16 protein-coding genes are annotated in these 19,159 nt (G+C 59.2%); 7 read left to right on the top strand and 9 right to left on the bottom strand.

The features are described from left to right. The first annotated feature begins 8 nt into the window (after positions 1 to 8). Together ACIQVE_RS03835 and ACIQVE_RS03830 are read left to right on the top strand one after the other, a co-directional pair. Entirely contained in the window at positions 9 to 1,862 is a 1,854-nt protein-coding gene (locus ACIQVE_RS03835) for a polyurethanase (RefSeq protein ID WP_402804906.1), read from the top strand. 258 nt (positions 1,863 to 2,120) lie between these two features. Continuing rightward, positions 2,121 to 2,495, top strand: coding sequence for a hypothetical protein (locus ACIQVE_RS03830; protein WP_402804720.1), 375 nt, complete (start codon positions 2,121 to 2,123; stop codon positions 2,493 to 2,495). 104 nt (positions 2,496 to 2,599) lie between these two features. Here ACIQVE_RS03830 and ACIQVE_RS03825 read toward each other — a convergent pair whose 3' ends face one another. Next, positions 2,600 to 2,824, bottom strand: a complete 225-nt coding sequence (locus ACIQVE_RS03825) for a YgdI/YgdR family lipoprotein (RefSeq protein ID WP_402804904.1) — start codon at positions 2,822 to 2,824, stop codon at positions 2,600 to 2,602. A gap of 194 nt (positions 2,825 to 3,018) precedes the next feature. Here ACIQVE_RS03825 and ACIQVE_RS03820 point away from each other — a divergent pair, with 194 nt between their 5' ends. The 4 genes from ACIQVE_RS03820 to ACIQVE_RS03805 all read left to right on the top strand — a co-directional run bounded on the left by ACIQVE_RS03820 (position 3,019) and on the right by ACIQVE_RS03805 (position 9,526). Then, a complete protein-coding gene (locus ACIQVE_RS03820) occupies positions 3,019 to 4,671 on the top strand; it encodes a VRR-NUC domain-containing protein (protein ID WP_402804718.1) in 1,653 nt (550 codons plus the stop codon). Next, a complete protein-coding gene (locus tag ACIQVE_RS03815; RefSeq protein ID WP_402804716.1) occupies positions 4,668 to 6,983 on the top strand; it encodes an ATP-dependent DNA helicase in 2,316 nt (771 codons plus the stop codon). The genes ACIQVE_RS03820 and ACIQVE_RS03815 overlap by 4 nt, the downstream gene beginning before the upstream one ends. Before the next feature lie 5 nt (positions 6,984 to 6,988). Beyond that, positions 6,989 to 8,911 (top strand): PAS domain S-box protein, encoded by a 1,923-nt coding sequence (locus ACIQVE_RS03810; RefSeq protein ID WP_402804714.1) that lies wholly within the window; start codon positions 6,989 to 6,991, stop codon positions 8,909 to 8,911. A 78-nt stretch (positions 8,912 to 8,989) separates the two neighbouring features. Then, the gene (locus ACIQVE_RS03805; RefSeq protein WP_402804712.1) at positions 8,990 to 9,526 is read left to right on the top strand and encodes a hypothetical protein; all 537 of its coding nucleotides are present in this window, start codon (positions 8,990 to 8,992) and stop codon (positions 9,524 to 9,526) included. Between the two features lie 432 nt (positions 9,527 to 9,958). On the opposite strand, the gene ACIQVE_RS03800 is transcribed toward ACIQVE_RS03805, so the two are convergent. The 4 genes from ACIQVE_RS03800 to ACIQVE_RS03785 form a co-directional block, all read right to left on the bottom strand. After that, entirely contained in the window at positions 9,959 to 10,255 is a 297-nt protein-coding gene (locus ACIQVE_RS03800; protein WP_402804710.1) for a hypothetical protein, read from the bottom strand. 166 nt (positions 10,256 to 10,421) lie between these two features. Continuing rightward, a complete protein-coding gene (locus ACIQVE_RS03795; protein WP_402804709.1) occupies positions 10,422 to 11,768 on the bottom strand; it encodes a cation:proton antiporter in 1,347 nt (448 codons plus the stop codon). 203 nt (positions 11,769 to 11,971) lie between these two features. Beyond that, positions 11,972 to 12,451 carry a DUF1348 family protein gene (locus tag ACIQVE_RS03790; RefSeq protein ID WP_402804707.1) on the bottom strand — a complete coding sequence of 160 codons (480 nt, stop codon included), beginning with the start codon at positions 12,449 to 12,451 and terminating at the stop codon, positions 11,972 to 11,974. Positions 12,452 to 12,506: 55 nt separating this feature from the next. Beyond that, a complete protein-coding gene (locus ACIQVE_RS03785) occupies positions 12,507 to 13,070 on the bottom strand; it encodes a TetR/AcrR family transcriptional regulator (protein WP_402804705.1) in 564 nt (187 codons plus the stop codon). Between the two features lie 232 nt (positions 13,071 to 13,302). Between ACIQVE_RS03785 and pssA the strand changes: the two genes are divergently transcribed. Further along, positions 13,303 to 14,646 (top strand): CDP-diacylglycerol--serine O-phosphatidyltransferase, encoded by a 1,344-nt coding sequence (gene pssA, locus ACIQVE_RS03780; protein ID WP_402804703.1) that lies wholly within the window; start codon positions 13,303 to 13,305, stop codon positions 14,644 to 14,646. A gap of 150 nt (positions 14,647 to 14,796) precedes the next feature. On the opposite strand, the gene efeO (ACIQVE_RS03775) is transcribed toward pssA, so the two are convergent. From efeO (ACIQVE_RS03775) to efeU, 4 genes are read right to left on the bottom strand one after another with little or no spacing between them, the layout of a single operon-like run. Next, positions 14,797 to 15,618 (bottom strand): iron uptake system protein EfeO, encoded by an 822-nt coding sequence (gene efeO / locus ACIQVE_RS03775; RefSeq protein WP_402804701.1) that lies wholly within the window; start codon positions 15,616 to 15,618, stop codon positions 14,797 to 14,799. A gap of 27 nt (positions 15,619 to 15,645) precedes the next feature. Then, positions 15,646 to 16,944, bottom strand: a complete 1,299-nt coding sequence (efeB, locus tag ACIQVE_RS03770) for an iron uptake transporter deferrochelatase/peroxidase subunit (protein ID WP_402804700.1) — start codon at positions 16,942 to 16,944, stop codon at positions 15,646 to 15,648. Positions 16,945 to 16,961: 17 nt separating this feature from the next. Continuing rightward, a complete protein-coding gene (efeO, locus tag ACIQVE_RS03765) occupies positions 16,962 to 18,161 on the bottom strand; it encodes an iron uptake system protein EfeO (RefSeq protein WP_402804698.1) in 1,200 nt (399 codons plus the stop codon). 8 nt (positions 18,162 to 18,169) lie between these two features. Continuing rightward, positions 18,170 to 19,009 (bottom strand): iron uptake transporter permease EfeU, encoded by an 840-nt coding sequence (gene efeU / locus ACIQVE_RS03760; RefSeq protein ID WP_402804696.1) that lies wholly within the window; start codon positions 19,007 to 19,009, stop codon positions 18,170 to 18,172. Between the last annotated feature and the right edge of the window lie 150 nt (positions 19,010 to 19,159).

The raw sequence follows: 19,159 nt of genomic DNA, 5'->3' as shown, positions 1-19,159 counted from the left end.
CAATGGCAATGGGTGTGTATGACTACAAAAACTTCGGTACAGCCGATTCCAAGGCGTTGTTCAGTGACGCCATGGCTATCACGCTGTATTCCTATCACAACCTCGATAACGGCTTTGCCAGCGGTTATCAGCACAACGGTTTCGGCCTCGGCCTGCCGGCCACGCTGGTCACCGCGCTGATTGGCGGCACCGATTCGCAAGGCGTCATCCCCGGCATTCCGTGGAATCCCGATTCAGAAAAACTTGCCCTCGAAGCGGTGCAAAAGGCCGGTTGGACACCAATCACTGCTTCCCAGTTGGGCTACGACGGCAAGACTGACGCGCGCGGAACCTTCTTCGGCGAGAAGGCCGGATACACCAGCGCCCAGGTGGAAATCCTCGGCAAATACGACGCCCAAGGCCATCTCACTGAACTGGGTATTGCCTTTCGTGGCACCAGCGGCCCGCGAGAAAACTTGATCCTCGACTCCATTGGCGACGTCATCAACGACCTGCTCGCGGCCTTCGGCCCCAAGGACTACGCGAAGAATTACGTCGGTGAAGCCTTCGGTAATCTGCTCAACGACGTGGTCGCCTTCGCCACGGCAAACGGCCTCACCGGCAAGGACGTGCTGGTCAGCGGCCACAGCCTCGGTGGCTTGGCCGTCAACAGCATGGCGGACTTGAGCGGCGGCAAGTGGGGTGGCTTCTTCAGTGACTCCAACTACATCGCCTACGCTTCGCCAACCCAGAGCAGCACCGACAAAGTGCTCAATGTCGGCTACGAAAACGACCCGGTGTTCCGCGCGCTCGACGGCTCGACCTTCACCGGCGCTTCGATTGGCGTACACGATGCGGCGAAGGAGTCGGCCACCGACAACATCGTCAGCTTCAACGATCACTACGCCTCCAATGCGTGGAATGTATTGCCGTACTCGATCCTGAACATTCCAACCTGGATCTCGCACTTGCCGACCGCTTATGGCGACGGCATGAACCGGGTCATCGAGTCGAAGTTCTACGACCTGACCAGCAAGGACTCGACGATCATCGTCGCCAACCTGTCAGACCCGGCACGGGCCAACACCTGGGTGCAGGACCTCAACCGCAACGCCGAAACCCACAAGGGCAGCACGTTCATCATCGGCAGCGACGGCAACGACCTGATCCAGGGCGGCAGCGGCCATGACTATCTGGAAGGCCGCGCCGGCAACGACACCTTTCGTGATGGCGGCGGCTACAACGTCATCCTCGGCGGGCAGGGCAGCAACATCCTCGACCTGCAAAAATCGGTGAACAGCTTCGACTTCGCCAATGACGGTGCGGGCAATCTGTACATCCGCGAGGGCAACGGCGGGATCAGCATCACCCGCGACATCGGTAGCATTGTCACCAAGGAACCGGGCTTTCTCTGGGGGCTGTTCAAGGACGATGTGACCCACAGCGTCACGGCCAGCGGCTTGAAGGCTGGCAGCAATGTGACGGCGTACGAATCCAGCGTGAAGGGCACCCATGGCGCCGATACGCTCAAGGCGAATGCCAACGGTGACTGGTTGTTCGGGCTCGATGGCAATGATCATCTGATTGGCGGCGCGGGCAACGACGTGTTTGTCGGTGGCGTCGGCAATGACCTGATGACGTCGGGCGGCGGGGCGGACACGTTCCTGTTCAACGGCGCTTTCGGACAGGATCGGGTGGTCGGTTTTACCGCCAACGACAAGCTGGTGTTTCTTGGCGTGCAGGGTGTTTTGCCGAGCGATGACTTCCGTGCTCATGCTTCAGCGGTTGGGCAGGATACGCTGCTGACGTTTGGCGATGACTCGGTGACATTGGTGGGGGTGGCGCTGAATAGCTTGAGTGGCGATGGTGTTGTGATCGCCTGATGTTGAAGTGGCGCCTGTAAGGGCCTCTTCGCGAGCAAGCTCGCTCCCACAGTGGATTTGCGCCGAACACGAAGCATGTGGGCGACCAAGAACCCTGTGGGAGCGAGCTTGCTCGCGAAGAACGATAACGCGGTATCAAAAGTGACTCAATGGCTATTACCTGACTCTCAACCTGTGCAAAACAGGAAAAGCGGCCTAAAGCCAGCACGGACACACACGTCCTATAGCTAGCCGCCATTGAGCACAGGAGATTCAAACGTGAAAGGTTTCAAGGGGTACATAGGGTTTGTGGGACTGGCGCTGTGTTCGGCCAGCGCCTGGGCCGATCTGCCTCAAAGCTCGATTCTGAGCCGTTACGGCATCACCACGGATCAATTACCGAGCCCGGCGAAAACCGAAGTGGTCGAGCCGGTCGAGGAGAAAAGCCGTTTTCAGATCCAGCCCGAACAACCATTCGTGACCATTCGCCTGGGTGACGGCAAGCAGCCGCAGACCACCGGCAACCTGAGCATCGACCGCATGGCGCAACAGGATCAGGAACGTTGCCAGCGTTTGCAGGGCGAATTGGCCCGGCGCGGCGGGCAATATTTGAGGTGCGACAACAGCATCCCCGGCATGACTGTCGATCAGTGACTGCATCGATCACGCACTTGAACTGATCGTTTCCACGCTCCGCGTGGGAATGCAGCCCCGGACGCTCTGCGTCCCCAACACAGTCTTCAGTTCACGGATTGCAGTCAGTCTTCTTCGCGCACCGTCGCCACTTCATCCGAGCGTACTTTCACCTTGGCACCGGAAATATCCTCGAACTCATAGAAGCCGTCCTTGGTTTTGGTCTTCGGCATGTCCTTGGTCAGATACTGGGTGCCGTTCTGCAGGGTGACCACGGTCGGGCTCGCGCAACCGGCCAGTGCCAGCAGGGCCGCTACCGCAAGAGGGATGCCCAGCGCCTTGATTTTCATACCCATCTCTAATTCCTTATTCCATGTGATACCGAGCAATGTCGGTGTTCTAACGCGGTTGGTGCTATCCAGCCAGAAAAAGTTCGATAGACCGGTGAAAAAATGCCATTGATCCTTTTCCGTTTGCGCCGGGCAGGGCAGAGCTGGTATCTGTACGCATAACCAGTACTCGCTCGCCATGGCCCAGAATTCCCGTGACTGCCAATCCCCTTGATGATCCGTTCTATTACCTTAACAACTTCCAGCAGGTGCTTGATTGGCTTGAGCTTCGCTATGCCGATGTGATGAGTGATGCAGAGCACGCGTTCATCCGTGACTTCAAGGTGTTGCCGCAAGCTTCGCAGGGTTTGCTGGTGCGGATGGTGATGCGCAAGGGTGTGCATTTTCGTGTCGGCAAACTCAACTACCCGGAAATCGGTGACATCGGCCAAGCGGCGCAACCGCTGCTGGAGCAGGGCTGGATCGAGGAGCACGCACCGCTGGCGATTGATGAACTGTTCGACGTATTGCTCAAGGCCGAAATCCTGCAAGCCTTCGCAGCTTTCATCGAGCAACCCAAGGCGCGCAAGGATGACTGGCTGCCAGCATTGGCCGAGCAGTTCACTGATGCACGCACACTGCGTGATTGGGCACCGGCACTGCAAGATCGGCTGTTCAGCCTGACCATCATGGACCTGTGCGACCGATTGCGGTTGATGTTCTTCGGCAACCTGTATCAGGACTGGTCGGAGTTCGTGCTGGCCGACCTTGGCATCTTCACCTATGAAAAAGTCGAGTTCTGCGCCGATTCCCGTGGTTTGCGTAGCCGAGAAGACGTCGATGCCTGCCTGTTTCTGCACCAATGCCAATTGCGCTTTGAGGCGGGCGAGCCGCTGGAAACCATTGTTGAGCAGGTCAGCGCCTTGCATTTCGACAACCCGTGGCTTGCGCGTCGACGCGCCAAGGTGTTGTTCCAGATCGGCCAGTATTGCGAGCGCATCAGCGAGTTTGCCCTGGCCTTGGACATTTACCGGACGTGCGCCTACCCCGGCGCTCGATTGCGGATGATCCGTGTGCTTGAACGCTGCGGCGAATACGACCTGGCGCTGGAACTCGGCACGCTCGCCGAGCAGGCTCCGCAAAGCGCCACCGAGCAGCAAGGCCTGCAACGCATCCTGCCCCGGTTGCGGCGCAAACTCGGTGGCCCGCCGCTCAAACGGCTGGCGCCGCGACCGGTGGAGCGTCTGGATCTGCATTTGCCGCGTACTGATCCAGCGCTGTCAGTGGAGTTTCATGTGCAGGCGCATCTGCACGACGACGATGGCCCGGTGCACTACGTGGAAAACAGCCTGATCAACTCGTTGTTCGGTCTGTTGTGCTGGCCGGCGATTTTCGCGCCGCTGCCGGGGGCGTTTTTTCACCCGTTCCAGCGCGGGCCGGTGGATCTGCTCAATGAAGACTTTCAGCACCGCCGAGCCGAGTTGTTCCAGGCCTGCCTCAACGAACTGGACGACGGCCGTTATGCCGATACCATCCGCCAGCGATTCGTCGCCAAGTGGGGCGTGCAGTCGCCGTTCGTGTTCTGGGGGGCGCTGAATGAAACGCTGCTGGAGCAAGCGCTGGCCTGTTTGCCCGCTGCCCACCTCAAACACTGGTTCAGCCGATTGCTGCTCGACATCAAGGCCAATCGCGCCGGGATGCCCGACCTGATCCAGTTCTGGCCGCAGCACAAAACCTACCGGATGATCGAAGTCAAAGGCCCGGGTGATCGCTTGCAGGACAATCAACTGCGCTGGCTGGAGTTCTGCCATGAGCACCAGATGCCGGTGGCTGTGTGTTACGTGCAATGGGCGGAGCAGAGCGCTTGAGTTACAGCGTTGCGGTGCGGGCGTTGTGCGAATTCACCGCCAAGACCGGTGACCTCGATCTGCGCTTCACGCCCTCACCGACGGCACTGGAAGGCATTGCCGGCCATCGCACCGTGGCCTCGCGGCGCAGTGACAACTACCAGAGCGAAGTGGCGCTGGAAGGCACGTTCCGCCAGTTGAATGTCAAGGGCAGGGCGGACGGCTACGATCCAGCGCAAAACTGCCTCGAGGAAGTCAAAACCTACCGTGGCGACCTGAGCAAGCAACCGGCCAATCACCGGCAGTTGCACTGGGCGCAGGCGAAGGTCTACGGCTGGCTGATGTGCCGCAAACTCGATCTTGCGCAGATCAACGTGGCGCTGGTGTATTTCGACATCGTCAGCGAGAAGGAAACCTGTCTGGTCGAAGCGTTCAGCGTCGAGGCCTTGCAGGTTTTTTTCGAGCAGCAATGCAGCCTGTTTCTGTACTGGGCCGAACAGGAAATGGCTCACCGCGAGGCGCGCAATCTGGCGGCGCAGCAACTGGCCTTTCCGCATGCAGACTTTCGTCCCGGTCAGCGCCATTTGGCCGAATCGGTGTTCAAGGCGATCAGCACCGGCCGCTGCCTGATGGCACAGGCGCCGACCGGAATCGGCAAAACCCTTGGCACGCTGTTCCCGATGCTTAAGGCCCTAGCGCCGCAGCAACTGGACAAGGTGTTCTTTCTGACCGCCAAGACGCCCGGGCGCAAACTGGCGCTGGATGCCAGCCAGGTGTTGTTCGACCAATCGGCAACCTTGCCGTTGCGCGTGCTGGAGATGGTCGCGCGGGACAAGGCCTGCGAACACCCGGACAAGGCTTGCCACGGCGAATCATGCCCTTTGGCCCAGGGCTTTTATGATCGTTTGCCCGCCGCCCGTGAAGCAGCCAGTCGCATCAACCTGCTCGATCAAGCGGCGATGCGTGAAGTCGCCGCGCAACATACGGTGTGCCCGTATTACCTGAGTCAGGAAATGGCGCGCTGGGCTGATGTGGTGATCGCCGACTACAACTATTACTTCGATTTCAGCGCATTGCTGTTTGGTCTGGCGCAGCTCAATCAGTGGAAAGTTGCGGTGCTGGCGGACGAGGCGCACAACCTCGTCGAGCGTGGCCGGCAGATGTACAGCGCCAGTCTTGATCAGGCCACGCTGGGCAACGTGCGCAAAACCGCGCCCGCTGCCCTGAAAAACTCCCTGCAACGGGTCAACCGCGAATGGAACGCGCTGCATGCGCCGCAACTGGCGGCTTATCAGGCTTACGACAAAGCCCCGGAAAAGCTCTTGCAGGCGATTTCCCTGTGTTGCTCGGCGATTGGCGATTATCTCAATGACCATCCGCAAGGCCTTGACAGTGGTTTGCAGAGTTTCTATTTCGACCTGCTGCAATTTGGCCGGGTGGCGGAACTGTACGACGCTCATTATCTGTTCGACATCAGCAAACGCGACCTCGACCGCAAACGTCCGTTGTCGCAACTGTGCTTGCGTAACGTGGTACCGGCCGCGTTTATCGGCCCCCGCTTGAAGGCTGCGCGCAGCAGCGTGCTGTTTTCCGCGACCCTCAGCCCGCGCAACTACTACGCCGACTTGCTCGGTACGCCCGCCGACACCGTGTGGATCGACGTCGAATCGCCGTTCAGCGCCGAGCAGTTACAGGTGCAGATCGTCAGTCGCATCTCGACGCGCTTTAACCACCGCCAGGCATCACTTGAACCCATCGTCGAGCTGATCGCCCGCCAGTTCAGCGAACGGCCGGGCAACTACCTGGCGTTCTTCAGCAGTTTCGATTACCTGCAACAAGTGGCGACATTGCTGGCCGAACGGCACCCGCACATCACCCTGTGGCAGCAATCGCGGGGCATGGTTGAAGGGGCGCGACAGGCGTTTCTCGATCAGTTCACCGCCGACAGTCAGGGCGTGGGCTTCGCGGTGCTGGGCGGGGCGTTTGGTGAAGGCATTGATTTGCCCGGCGCGCGATTGATCGGCGCATTCATCGCAACCCTCGGGCTCGCGCAGCTCAACCCGGTCAATGAGCAACTGAAGCGGCGCATGGCGGCGATATTTGGCGCCGGTTACGACTACACCTATCTTTATCCGGGCGTGCAGAAAGTAGTGCAGGCCGCCGGCAGGGTGATTCGCACCCGCGAAGATCGCGGGGTGGTGATGCTGATCGACGACCGCTTTGCCGAGAGCCGGATCCAGCAACTGCTACCGCGCTGGTGGGCCATCAATAATGAGGCGGCTTCCCAATTCGCCGGATTACCGCATACTTCTGTTCATGACAACGTCTGGTGAGTGTGATGAGCGAAAACAACAAGACCGCAGCGATTGAGGAGATGCGATTCCGGCTTCTGATCGATGCGGTCGTCGACTATGCGATCTACATGATCGACCCGGACGGCATCATCACCAGCTGGAACTCCGGCGCCAAACGCTTCAAGGGGTATGAAGAAGCGGAAATTCTTGGCGAGCATTTTTCGCGGTTCTATACCGCAGATGATCGCGCGGCCGGATTGCCGCAACGGGCACTCGACACGGCGATCCGCGAAGGACGGTTCGAAGGCGAAGGCTGGCGCGTGCGCAAGGACGGCACCAATTTCTGGTCCCATGTGGTGATCGATCCGATCATCGACCCCAATGGCAAACTGCTGGGTTTCGCCAAGATCACTCGCGACCTCACCGACCGCAAGATGGCCGAGGAAACCCTCAAGCAAAGCGAACAGCAGTTCCGCCTGCTGGTGCAGGGCGTCACCGACTACGCCATCTACATGCTCAGCCCTGAAGGTCGCGTGAGCAACTGGAACCAGGGTGCACAGCGCATCAAGGGTTACTTGCCGGAAGAGATCATCGGCCAGCATTTTTCGATTTTCTATACCCCCGAAGACCGCGAACGCGGCGAGCCGCAGCGGGCGCTGGCGGTAGCCACCGAAACAGGCCGCTTCGAAAACCGTAGCTGGCGTGTACGCAAGGACGGCACGCGATTTCTGGCGCATGTGGTGGTCGATGCAATTCGTGGTGAAACCGGCACGTTGCTCGGTTTTGCCAAAATCACCCGTGACGTGACCGAAGCCCATCAGGCCAAACAATCACTGGAAAAGACCCGCGAGGCGCTGGCCCAGGCGCAGAAAATGCAGGCAATCGGTCAGCTCAGTGGTGGTATTGCGCATGACTTCAACAATCTGCTGACGGTGATCCTCGGCAATCTGGAGATTGTTCAGAAACGCGTTGGCGATGATCCGAAAATCATTCGCCTGCTGGAAAACGCCACACAAGGCGCCTTGCGCGGCGTGTCGCTGACCCAGCGCATGCTGGCGTTCGCCCGTCGTCAGGAGCTCAAGACCGAGTCGGTCGACATCCCGCAACTGGTGCAAGGCATTACCGGGTTGCTTCGCAGCTCACTGGGGCCGGGCATTCGCATCGACACACGCTTTCCCGAAGACCTCGAACCCGTGCTGGCGGACACCAACCAACTGGAACTGGCGCTGCTCAACCTCGCCACCAACGCCCGCGATGCCATGCCCGAGGGCGGCAGCGTGACCATCACCGCGCAACCGGAAGTCGTGCTTGAACTCAGTCATTCGGAGGCGTTGACGGCAGGTCGTTACGTTTGCCTGAGCATGAGCGACACCGGTGAAGGCATGGACGCGCAGACACTGGCTTCGGCCCGCGACCCGTTTTTCACCACCAAAGGCGTGGGCAAAGGCACCGGACTGGGGTTGTCGATGGTGCATGGTTTCATCGAGCAACTCGGTGGCCGCTTTATCCTCAAGAGCGAAAAGGCTAACGGTACCACTGCCGAACTGTGGATTCCGGTGGCCGTCGAGGGCGCGACTACGAAGCCTTTGTACCCGCCAGCCCCACCGTTTGTAGTACCGCGTCTAAGCGTGTTGGTGGTGGACGACGACTCGTTGGTGCTGACCAGCACCAGCCTGCTGCTCGAAGACCTCGGTCATCGGGTGGTCAGCGCAAGCTCCGGCACTGAGGCGCTGGCGTTGTTCGACGAAGGCGAGGTGATCGACCTGATGATCACCGACATGGCCATGCCGCGCATGAGCGGCGCGCAACTGGCCCACGCGGTGCGGCTGCTCAAACCGGATCTGCCGATCATCCTGGCCACCGGTTACGCCGAGCGCCTGGAAGGCTTTGCCGCGCAGTTGCCGCGCCTGCCCAAACCCTTCACGCAAATGAATCTTGTGGAGATCATCGCGCGGGCGATGAAGTAAGGCGCGGGGATATTCGGCTGAACTAGTGCGCGGCGGGGCGCTTCTAAACGTTTTCCCCCGCTCTGGAGCGTGCGTCTCGTGCCTCGCATATTGACCCAGCTGACTGCTGAAGAAACCCAGACCGAACATGATGCCAAAATGTTCGGCTCGCCCAAGGAACGCCTGGACTTCTATCGACGGGAGATCCAGTACGAAACCAGCATCCTCGCCAATCGCACCGACGCCTATCTGGCCGCGCAATCGTTTCTGGTGATTGCTTTTGCCTCGTGCATGTCCAACCTCAACCCGGAATGGGGCAAGTTGTTCACGCTGGTGGTGCCACCGTTTCTGGCGCTGCTGGGACTGCTCAGCTCGCTCAACGCCTGGCCTGGGATTCGCGCGGCGTACGACATCATCGATCACTGGCACTTCAAGCAGAGCCATTTGCTGCAGAGCGAGCCCCTGATGGGGCTGGCATACGACGAATCGCCGCTGTTCAGCGAGACGGAATCAAGCCACAAGGGTTACCGCAAGTCGCTGTTGTTCTCGGTGCGCACGCCGTGGATCTTTGCGACGTTCTGGGTGGTATTGGGCAGTTATGCGGTGTTTATCCAGGTGACGAATCCTGGGGGCTGAGATCTAGTCACACCCGAGTCATAGATCAAAAGCCCCTCACCCCAGCCCTGTCCCAGAGGGAGAGGGGGAAAGGGGGCAGATCTTCGTCGTGTTCGAAAATTGGGTTCGACTCGGTATTGAAATGATTCAGGTGCCATCCAATACCTGAGTTCGAATTGGTATGGAAATGATTCAGGTGCCATCCAATACCTGAGTTCGAATTGGTATGGAAATGATTCAGGTGCCATCCAATACTTGAGTTCGAATTGGTATTGAAATGATACAGGTTCCATCCAATACCTGAGTTCTACTCGGTATGGAATGACGCAGGTGCTCATCAATACCTGATATCACCTCGGTATTGCACGTCGGCGTAACTCTAAAGAACAACACGGTCAGTCCCCTCTCCCTCCGGGAGAGGGCTAGGGTGAGGGGCTCTTTGAGCTCGGCAACTTACTCCGCCGTCTCAAGCGCCCGACGCAACCCCTGCGAATGCTGCACCGACATTGGAATCGGCGGGAAATCCTCGTTCAGAACGCACAGATGCTCAATCGCATCGGCAAACTTCACATCGGCTTTTCGACGCAATGCCCGGTAGTGCTCAAACTGTTCGAGATCCAGTTGCGAGGTTTCGAGTAACTGATGAGCCGCTCGATTGAGCGCCTGCGCTTCTTCGAACAATTGACGATTGCGTTCCAGGGCCAAGGCCCTGCAAGCCTTGATTTGCGCAGGAGTCGAGCATTCTTTCATGACCGTAACCTTAAATTTCAGGATTCCTATTCAAGGGCTTAAAGCCGCAGGGGAACCGAACCTGCCGTGTCCCGTCGCAGGCGTGCGGCGGGGGATTAAGGTTGTGACCGCTGACAATTGCAGAGCGATCCATTTTTTTCACAAGAATTTTCAGCTCCCAAGACTGTTAACGCCGCGAACGCTTTTTACGCTGTTCGTACCGCGCAAGGATCGGTTGCGTGCTGATGCCATGCAGCAAAATGCTCAGTGCCACCACCGACAGCGTCAAGTCGGTACACAGCGTGGCTACCGAATCGCTCAGCCCATGATTCAAGGCATAAAACAGATAGAACAGGCTGCCGATCCCGCGAATGCCGAACCAGCCGATCAGCAGACGTTGCCGTCCCTCCAGCAAAGACCCCCACGGCATCAGCGCAACGCAAGCCGGGCGAATCAGGCAGAACAACACGCCACCCACCAGCAAGGCCCGCCAGTCCCAGTGCGTCACCAGCACCACGCCCAGCAGCGTGACCAGAAACACTTCCATCGCCCGTTCGACCAGACCGCCGAACGACAACATGTCACCCATCATGATGCCGGCGGCGACCTGGCTGTCCTCCAGTCGCTCGGTATCGCCATGCACCGCATGCTGCGGTTCCGCGTTCAAATGACCGACCACCGGTTGCACCAGATGCTCGGCAGGCGGCTGGCCGGCACCGGTGGATTGCACTTCCACCTGACGCAGGCCCAGTCCCGCAGCAAATACCGACAGGAAGCCGTAACCACCAATGGCTTCGGCCACAACATAGGCCAGGGCGATCAGTGCCAGCGCCAGGTAATCGTTGGGGCTCAGGGTGCTGTCTTCGTTGTGGATACGTAATGACAGCGTCACGCGGCCGATGCCACGGCCCATCCAGTAACCGGTCAGCAAGCCGGCGGGTACGGCCCATAACACGCTGCGCAAGACCCAGTCCTGCCATAGCCCGGTATTGCCATCGCCTTGCAGCAACAGCAAGCCGAGAATCACGAAAGGGAAGGCGATCCCGTCATTGAGCCCAGCCTCGCCGGACAGGCCGAAGCGCACGCTGTCGACATCCCGCGAATCGTTGACTTGGACCAGCGCCGCGAGCACCGGGTCGGTCGGCGCCAGAATCGCGCCGATCAGCAACGATGCCCCCCACGGCAGTTGCAAACCCCAGTGCAGCAACAGGCAAACGCCGGCGATGGTCAGCACCATCACCGGGCCCGCCAGCCCGAACGCGATTCGCCAGCGCTTATCGCGTAACGGCAGGCGCAGTTTCAATCCACAGACAAACAACGAAAAAAGCACCGCGACTTCCGTCAGGTGCTCCATCCACAGGGAGGCGTCTTCAAGCGGCAGTTTCAGCAGATCGAGGCCACTCGGGCCAATGGCGACGCCCAGTAGCAAACACACCGCGGAGGTGGTGACCGGCATCCAGCGCAGGTACGACGATGTCAGTGCCAAAGTCAGCAACACGGCGCCGAGCACTGCGACCCACACGGTAAAACTCATGATCCGTCTCCATCGCGGGTATGGCCGGTTGACCCGACGTGTTTGCCATGAGTTCGATTGGATTTGCGATCATGATTCAGCGTATAGAAAAAAACGCTGAAAGATGAGCCTGCTCGCGATTGCGGCGTGCCAGTCAACGGATATGTTGAATGTTCAACCGCCATCGCGAGCAGGCTCACTCCTGCATTTAGAACAGTGTCGAATTACAGACCAAGGTCCGACAGGCTCGGGTGATCATCCGGCCGGCGGCCCAGCGGCCAGTGGAACTTGCGTTCGCTTTCCTGAATCGGCATGTCGTTGATGCACGCATAACGTTGGAACATCAGACCGTTGTCGTCGAACTCCCAGTTTTCATTACCGTACGAGCGGAACCAGTTCCCCGAATCGTCGTGCCACTCATAGGCATAGCGCACGGCGATGCGCGTGTCCGAATAGGCCCAGAGTTCCTTGATCAGGCGGTAGTCCAACTCCTTGGCCCATTTGCGGGTGAGGAAGGATTTGGCTTCTTCGCGGTTGTTGGCGAATTCGGCGCGGTTACGCCATTTCGTGTCGAGTGTGTAAGCCAGCGAAACCCGCTCAGGATCGCGGGAATTCCAGCCGTCTTCGGCCAAGCGAACTTTCTCGATCGCCGACTCACGGTTGAAGGGTGGCAATGGCGGACGTACCTGGGCTGCAGTAGACATAATCAGTCTCCCGATAGATTCAACGTTTAATCAACTTGTCAGGCTTATTAAGGCGTTACAGGTCCAATAATTTTCGCGCCATGCATTGCGCATTATCGGCGGCACTGTGATCACCCATCACAAGCGCTACGGTAATGGCGCCGTCAATCAGAATCAGCAGCTGTTTGGCCAGCAACTGCGGATCCTCGGCGCCATGTTCGGTACATAGCTCGCGCACGTAGTCGAGCAGCTTCTGTTTATGCTCCTTGGCGACCAGACGCACCGGATCTTGTGGGTCGCCCGTCTCGCCGCTGGTGTTGATGAAGGCACAACCGCGGAAACCTTCCGAGGCGAACCAGCCCTTGAGTACGGTAAACAGGTTAAGCAGGCGATCGGCAGGAGTTTCGGCTTGATCGACGGCGTTCCGGTACCACTGGATCCAGCGCACGTCGCGGCGTTGCAGGGCCGCAGTGACCAGTTCGTCCTTGTTGACGAAGTAGCGGTAGATACTTTTTCTGGAGACGCCGGCGGTTTTCACCAGAAGATCCATGCCAGTGGCGGCGATGCCACTTTTGTAGATAAGCTTTTCGGTGACATCCAGAATGATGTCGCGGGTTGAAGTGTCAGTGATTTTGTTCATGCTGCAAACAGTAGAACGGTCGTTCTTCATGGTCAAGCTGATATTTTCTTTGCGGGTTGAAAAGCCTTCGCGAGCAAGCTCGCTCCCACAGGAGATGGGGATAGTGGCCATTGTGCAAGACACTGTGGGAGCGAGCTTGCTCGCGAAGGGGCCATTACAGACACTAACAAGACCCGCAGGGATCGATGGTGTAAGCTCTCGGGTTCTTCGGATTCGACCCATTGCGAGCCCTATGCCGTTGCTTTTCAAACGTTCTCTGCTGCCTAAACTGCGCAGCTTTCCGCTGACCGCCGAGGCCGTGACCATTTTGTCCGGCGCCGCCGAGTTCCGTCGTTGCCTGCTGGAGAAAATCGCTGCGGCGACCCAGCGCATCTATGTCGTCGCGCTGTATTTGCAGCAAGACGAAGCCGGTCAGGAAATCCTCGATGCCTTGCACGCCGCCAAACTCAAGCGTCCCGAGCTGGAAATCGCCGTGGTCGTCGACTGGCTGCGCGCCCAGCGCGGGCTGATCGGTGCCGGCAAACAGCCGGGCAATTCGGCGTGGTATCAGGAAATGACCCGCACCCACCAGAGCGAAGTGCCGGTCTACGGCGTGCCGGTGCAAACCCGCGAACTGTTCGGCGTGCTGCATTTGAAGGGCTTCGTGATCGACGATTGCGTGGTCTACAGCGGCGCCAGCCTCAACAACGTCTACCTGCACAAGTTCGACAAGTACCGTTTCGATCGCTATCACGTCTTGCAAAGCCGTGAACTGGCGGACTCGATGCATCACCTGGTCAAGCACGGTCTGATCGAATCCAAAGCGGTGCATCGCCTCGACCTGCCGAACCTGCCGACCACCCGCAGCCTGCGCAACGACATTGGCGATCTGCGCAGCCGCCTCAAGCACGCGACGTACGACACCAGTGCCGGCAGCATCGCCAAAGAGGGGCTGTCGGTCAGTCCATTACTGGGCGTGGGCAAGAACAACCCGTTGAACCGGGCGATTCTCGAATTGATCGCCAGTGCGCAAAAGCAGCTGACCATTTGCACGCCTTACTTCAACTTGCCGCTGGGGGTGATCCGCGAGATCAACCGCGCGCTGGCCCGTGGCGTGAAGATCGACATCGTGGTTGGCGACAAGACCGCCAACGACTTTTACATTCCGCCGAGCGAGCCGTTCAGGGTGATCGCTGCGCTGCCGTACCTGTACGAGATCAGCCTGCGCCGCTTCGCCAAACGCCATCAGCGCAGTATCGATAGCGGTCAGTTGAACCTGCACCTGTGGCGTGAAGGCGACAACACCTATCACCTCAAGGGCATGTGGGTCGATCAGCGTTATACGCTGCTGACCGGCAACAACCTTAATCCACGGGCGTTCCGCCTGGACCTGGAAAATGCGTTGTTGATCGATGATCCAAAAGGTGAGTGGCTGGCGCCGCGGGCGCAGGAGCTGGAGGAGATCTTCCGCCATACCACACGGATTTCAAGCTTCCAGAATCTTGAGACGTTGCCGGAATACCCGAGCGGGGTGGCGAAGTTTCTCAAGCGTGTGAGTCGGGTGCGGATTGAGCGGTTGCTTTACCGGATTTTGTAAATATTCAAATCATACAGTGCGGCTGAAAATGCCTTCGCGAGCAAGCTCGCTCCCACAGGGGATCTACGTCGCCACAAAATTTGTGGTCACTGAAGATCCCTGTGGGAGCGAGCTTGCTCGCGAATGGGCCGGACCTGACGCTAAAAAAACTTAATTCAGCCCCAACTTCCCACGCAACGTGGAAAGGTCTTCCGCCAGGGTATTCACCGGCCCAACCAGCGCCTTACGGTCGTTATCCTTCACCTTGTCATACGTTTCGAACCCGCCATCCTGGGTCTTGTACTTGGCCAGCACCTTGTTGACGGTGGCGAAGTTTTTGTCGACTTTCGCTATGAAGGCCTTGTCCTGCTGTTCGATCTGCGAACGGAACAAATCGACGATTTTCTTTGCGCCGTCGATGTTGCCCTGGAAGTCATACAGGTCGGTGTGGCTGTAGCGATCCTCTTCGCCGGAGATCTTCGTCGCGGCCACTTCTTCCAACAGTGCAGCAGCACCGCCCACCACTTTTTCCGGCGGGAAGGTTAGGCCGGCCACGCGGGTTTGCAGGTCTTTGACGTCTTTGTTCAAGCCATCCGCCAGTGCGTCGAGGCCCTGGGTGCTCTTCTCCGCGAACAGCGAATATTCGATGCGGTGGAAACCGGTGAAGTCTTCAGCCTTCACGCCTTTTTCGTGGTCATCGACGCGCGAGTCGATGGACGCATCGAGGTCACTGAACAGCTCGGCAATCGGCTCGATCGACTCGTAGAAAACGCGGGTCGGGGCGTAGAGCTTTTGCGCGGTCGCCAAGTCGCCTTTCTTCACGGCGTCGGTGAACTGTTGGGTGTGGCTGGCCAGTTCATCGAGTTGTTCGGTGACGTAGATCTTGTAGTCCGACACCGGCCCGACCAGATCCAGCGGCGCGGTCGCGGCGAACGCTGACAGCGGGGTGAGCAAACCGAGGGTCAGCAATAACGCGAGTGGTGTCTTTTTCATGGGGGCGGCTCCAGTTGATGATTGTTTTCAGGCAGCGGTTTTGGGTTGTGTGGCGTTGAGCAGCGAGCGACCGATAAAGTCCTTGTCGCCCGTGACACCCGGGAGGGTGAAGAAGTAGCCGCCGCCGACCGGTTTGAGGTATTCCTCCAGCGGTTCGCCATTGAGACGGGTCTGCACGGTGATGAAGCCTTTTTCCAGATCGGCCTGGTAACAGATGAACAACAGGCCCATGTCGAGTTGGCCGTTCTTGTTGACGCCGTTGGAGTAGTTGAACGGTCGGCGCAGGATCAGGTTGGCCTGGCTGGCGGTGGTGCGCGGGTTGGCCAGACGAATGTGCGCGTCGAGCTTGGTCAGCTTGCCCCCCGGGTCTTTGCTGTAGTCCGGAACCTCGCTTTCGTGGTGGCCACCCATTGGCGCACCGGTGGTTTTGACCCGGCCGAGAATGCTTTCCTGTTCCTGCAACGGCGTGCGATCCCAGCGTTCGACGAAGTTGCGGATGATCCGCACCGCTTGATAACTGCCGTGCGCTGCCCAGGCCGGTTCGTCGCTGGACGATTGCACCCAGACCAGACGATCCATGGCTTTATCGTCGTTGGAATCGGGGTTGGCCGAGCCATCACGGAAACCAAGGAAATTACGCGCCGATTGCGCCGGCACTCCTGGCTTGGCCGGGGCTTGCGGCGGCACGCTGCCTTCCTGTTTCCAGCGCACCAGCAACAGGTCTGGCAGGTTTTTCACGATGTCGCGCAGGGCATGAATGTTGGTGTCGGCGGTGTTGGAGCAGAACTGCAAACTCAAGTCGCCATGGCAGCAATCGGCCTCCAGCGCATCGTTGGGGAAACCGACCATGCGTTGCAGACGTTTGGGTTTGGCGTCGGCTAGGCCGAAGCGCTCATCGAACAGCGATTCACCCACCGACACGGTGATGGTCAGGTTGTCCGGGGTGACGACCGGGCCAAGGATGCCGGAATCCGGCGGCGGCAGTTTTGGATCGATCTGCGCTACCGGGCCGCCCGTCATCAAGAACGCGATGCGCTCGTTGAGGGTGCGGAACAGTCGCTCGAGATCTTCGCGATCACTGGCCAACACATCGAACGCGACCAGCATGCCCGACGCCGGGCGCGGGGTGACGACGCCGGTTTGATGCACGCCGTGGAAGTCGTGGCGGTCTTCGGTCTTGTCGCTGCTCGGTGCTTCGGTGACTTGTGCGGGTGCGGCGGCCATGGCCGGGCAGCTCAGGGCTCCCCCTGCCAGTGCGACACCGGCAGCGCCCATGCCCATCAGTACGCGGCGACGTTGCAGGTTGAGTTGTTCTGAGTCTTTCATCGGTACGGGTCTTCTGCTTACAGGCCGGAGAGGCCGAGGGCTGGATCGATGCCATCAAGTGCGTCGGCTAAAGCCTGGGCCTTGTCGGCAATCTGCTTGCGTTGCGCGCCGCTGATGGCGTCGTAACTGGCGTAGCCGTCCTTGACCTTGTAGCTGTTCAGTTCGCTGTCGAAGTCGGCCAGCATCTGGTCGATTTTCGGTAAGAGATCGGCCGCCGATTTGCTCAGCATCGGCCGCAGCAAATCGACGACTTTGCGTGCGGTTTGCAGGTTGGCGGCAAAACCGTTGAGGTCGCTGTGGCTGTAGCGTTCTTCTTCACCGCTGGCGGCGCGCACGTCGGCGAGGGTATTGAGGTTGCGCACGACGATGTTGACCAGTTGCTCCGGCGGCAACGATTGCGCGAGCAGTTGCTGTTTGAGCGTGGTGACGTCGCTCACCAGACGCTGGGCGACGGCGGCGAGATCATCGAGTTTGTGTTGCTGGAACAGCGCGTATTCGATGCGGTGGAAACCGACGAACGCCGGATCCTGCTCGCGCATCTCGAAGTAATCGGCGCGGGCGTTGATGCGGTTGTCCAGTTCGGCCAGTCGCTGAGCCGCCGGGGCCAAATGTTGATACGCCGCCCGCGCCGGCAGATACAGCGCTTGGGCCTGAACCAGGTCGCCGCTGGCAATCGCCTGATTGAGCGCGGTGGTGGTTTTGATCAACGCGCTGCCCTGGCTAGCCAGATACACACGGAATTCCGACAACGGACCGACAAAGGCAACCATCGACGGCTTGGCTTTCGCGGCGGCGTCAGACGCTGCGGTCGGCGTGACATGCAGAGTGCCACGCGGGTTGCTCAGCAGGCCGCAAGTGATCGCGTAGTCGCCGGGCTGCAGGTTGGCATTGATCACCTGGCTCAGGCCCGGCGCGATATTTTCACGCTCTTCGACCACCAGCACGCCGTCGAGGATTTCCCATTCCACCGCCCGTTCGGAGCGGTTGACGATGCGGAAACTGGCGCGACCGGCCGGGACCGTCAGAGCGTTCGGCTCGCAACGCCCCGGATGAATGTTGACCACCACTTCATCATGGTTGTGCTGACGCTTGGCAGCAGCCATTTTTGAGGCGTACCAGAACAGGCCACCGGCGGCGATCATCACGACCACCGAACCGGCCAGCGCCCAACGCAAGGCGCGGGGAGGCGAGGCCTGAGGAATATTAGGCTTTGACATGAGTGCCCTTATTGGCTGGAAACGGAAGACGATTGCGCGACAGACTTAGGGGCGGGCAGGAAGAACATCACCAATGCCAACAGCAGATAGATCAGGTACGCGCCGAGGGTGCTGACAGTCGGCGCATCCTGATAACCGAACATGCCGGCCAGCACTGAACCCAGCGGGCCATCCATCGGCAGCGCTGCGCTGAAATCGAAGAGCACGGTTTGCAGGTGATTCCACACGCCGGCTTCATGCAGGGCTTGCACCGAATTGGCGAGAATCCCCGCGGCCACGACAAGAATGAACAACCCGGTCCACTTGAAAAACGCCGAGAGGTTGAGGCGCATGCTGCCGGTGTAGATCAGGAAGCCGACAACAATCGCCAGCATCAGGCCGAGCAGGGCACCGATGGGCGCGCCCGGGCCTTCGCTTTGCTGGAACACCGCAAGCAGGAAAAACACCGTTTCCAGGCCTTCCCGCGCGACGGCAAAAAAGACCATGGCGATCAGCGCGATCACCTGATGTTTAGACGAGGTCAGCGCCTGATCCAGCGAGGCATGCAACGAATGCTTGATCGACCGCGCGACCTTGCGCATCCAGAACACCATCGAGCTGAGAATCGCCACGGCCACCAGCCCGACCACGCCTTCGAACAGCTCCTGCTGCTTTTGCGGGAACTCGGCGCTGACCAGTTCCAGGCCACCACCGACCAGCAGTGCAAGGGCCGCTGCGAGGAAAACACCGATCCAGACGGCGGGCATCCATTGGCCACGGCCGGTCTGTTGCAGGTAACTGGCGATGATGCCAACGATCAACGCGGCTTCAATGCCTTCGCGCAGCATGATCAGAAAAGGAACGAGCATTCGGTGTCCGCAGTGATTTAGATAGGGAGCTAAGTTGTAACATAATGACACTCATTCTCACATGACAATGATTGACAAGAACCTGAACACAAGCTGAACAACCTTGTTTTCGTCCTGCACAAATCAAAGTGTGGGAGCGAGCTTGCTCGC

It is taken from the genome of Pseudomonas sp. NPDC098747, assembly GCF_044760045.1.
Taxonomy (GTDB): Bacteria; Pseudomonadota; Gammaproteobacteria; order Pseudomonadales; family Pseudomonadaceae; genus Aquipseudomonas.
The sequence above is the reverse complement of the archived record's forward strand: the minus strand, read 5'-3'. Positions and strand labels throughout refer to the sequence as shown.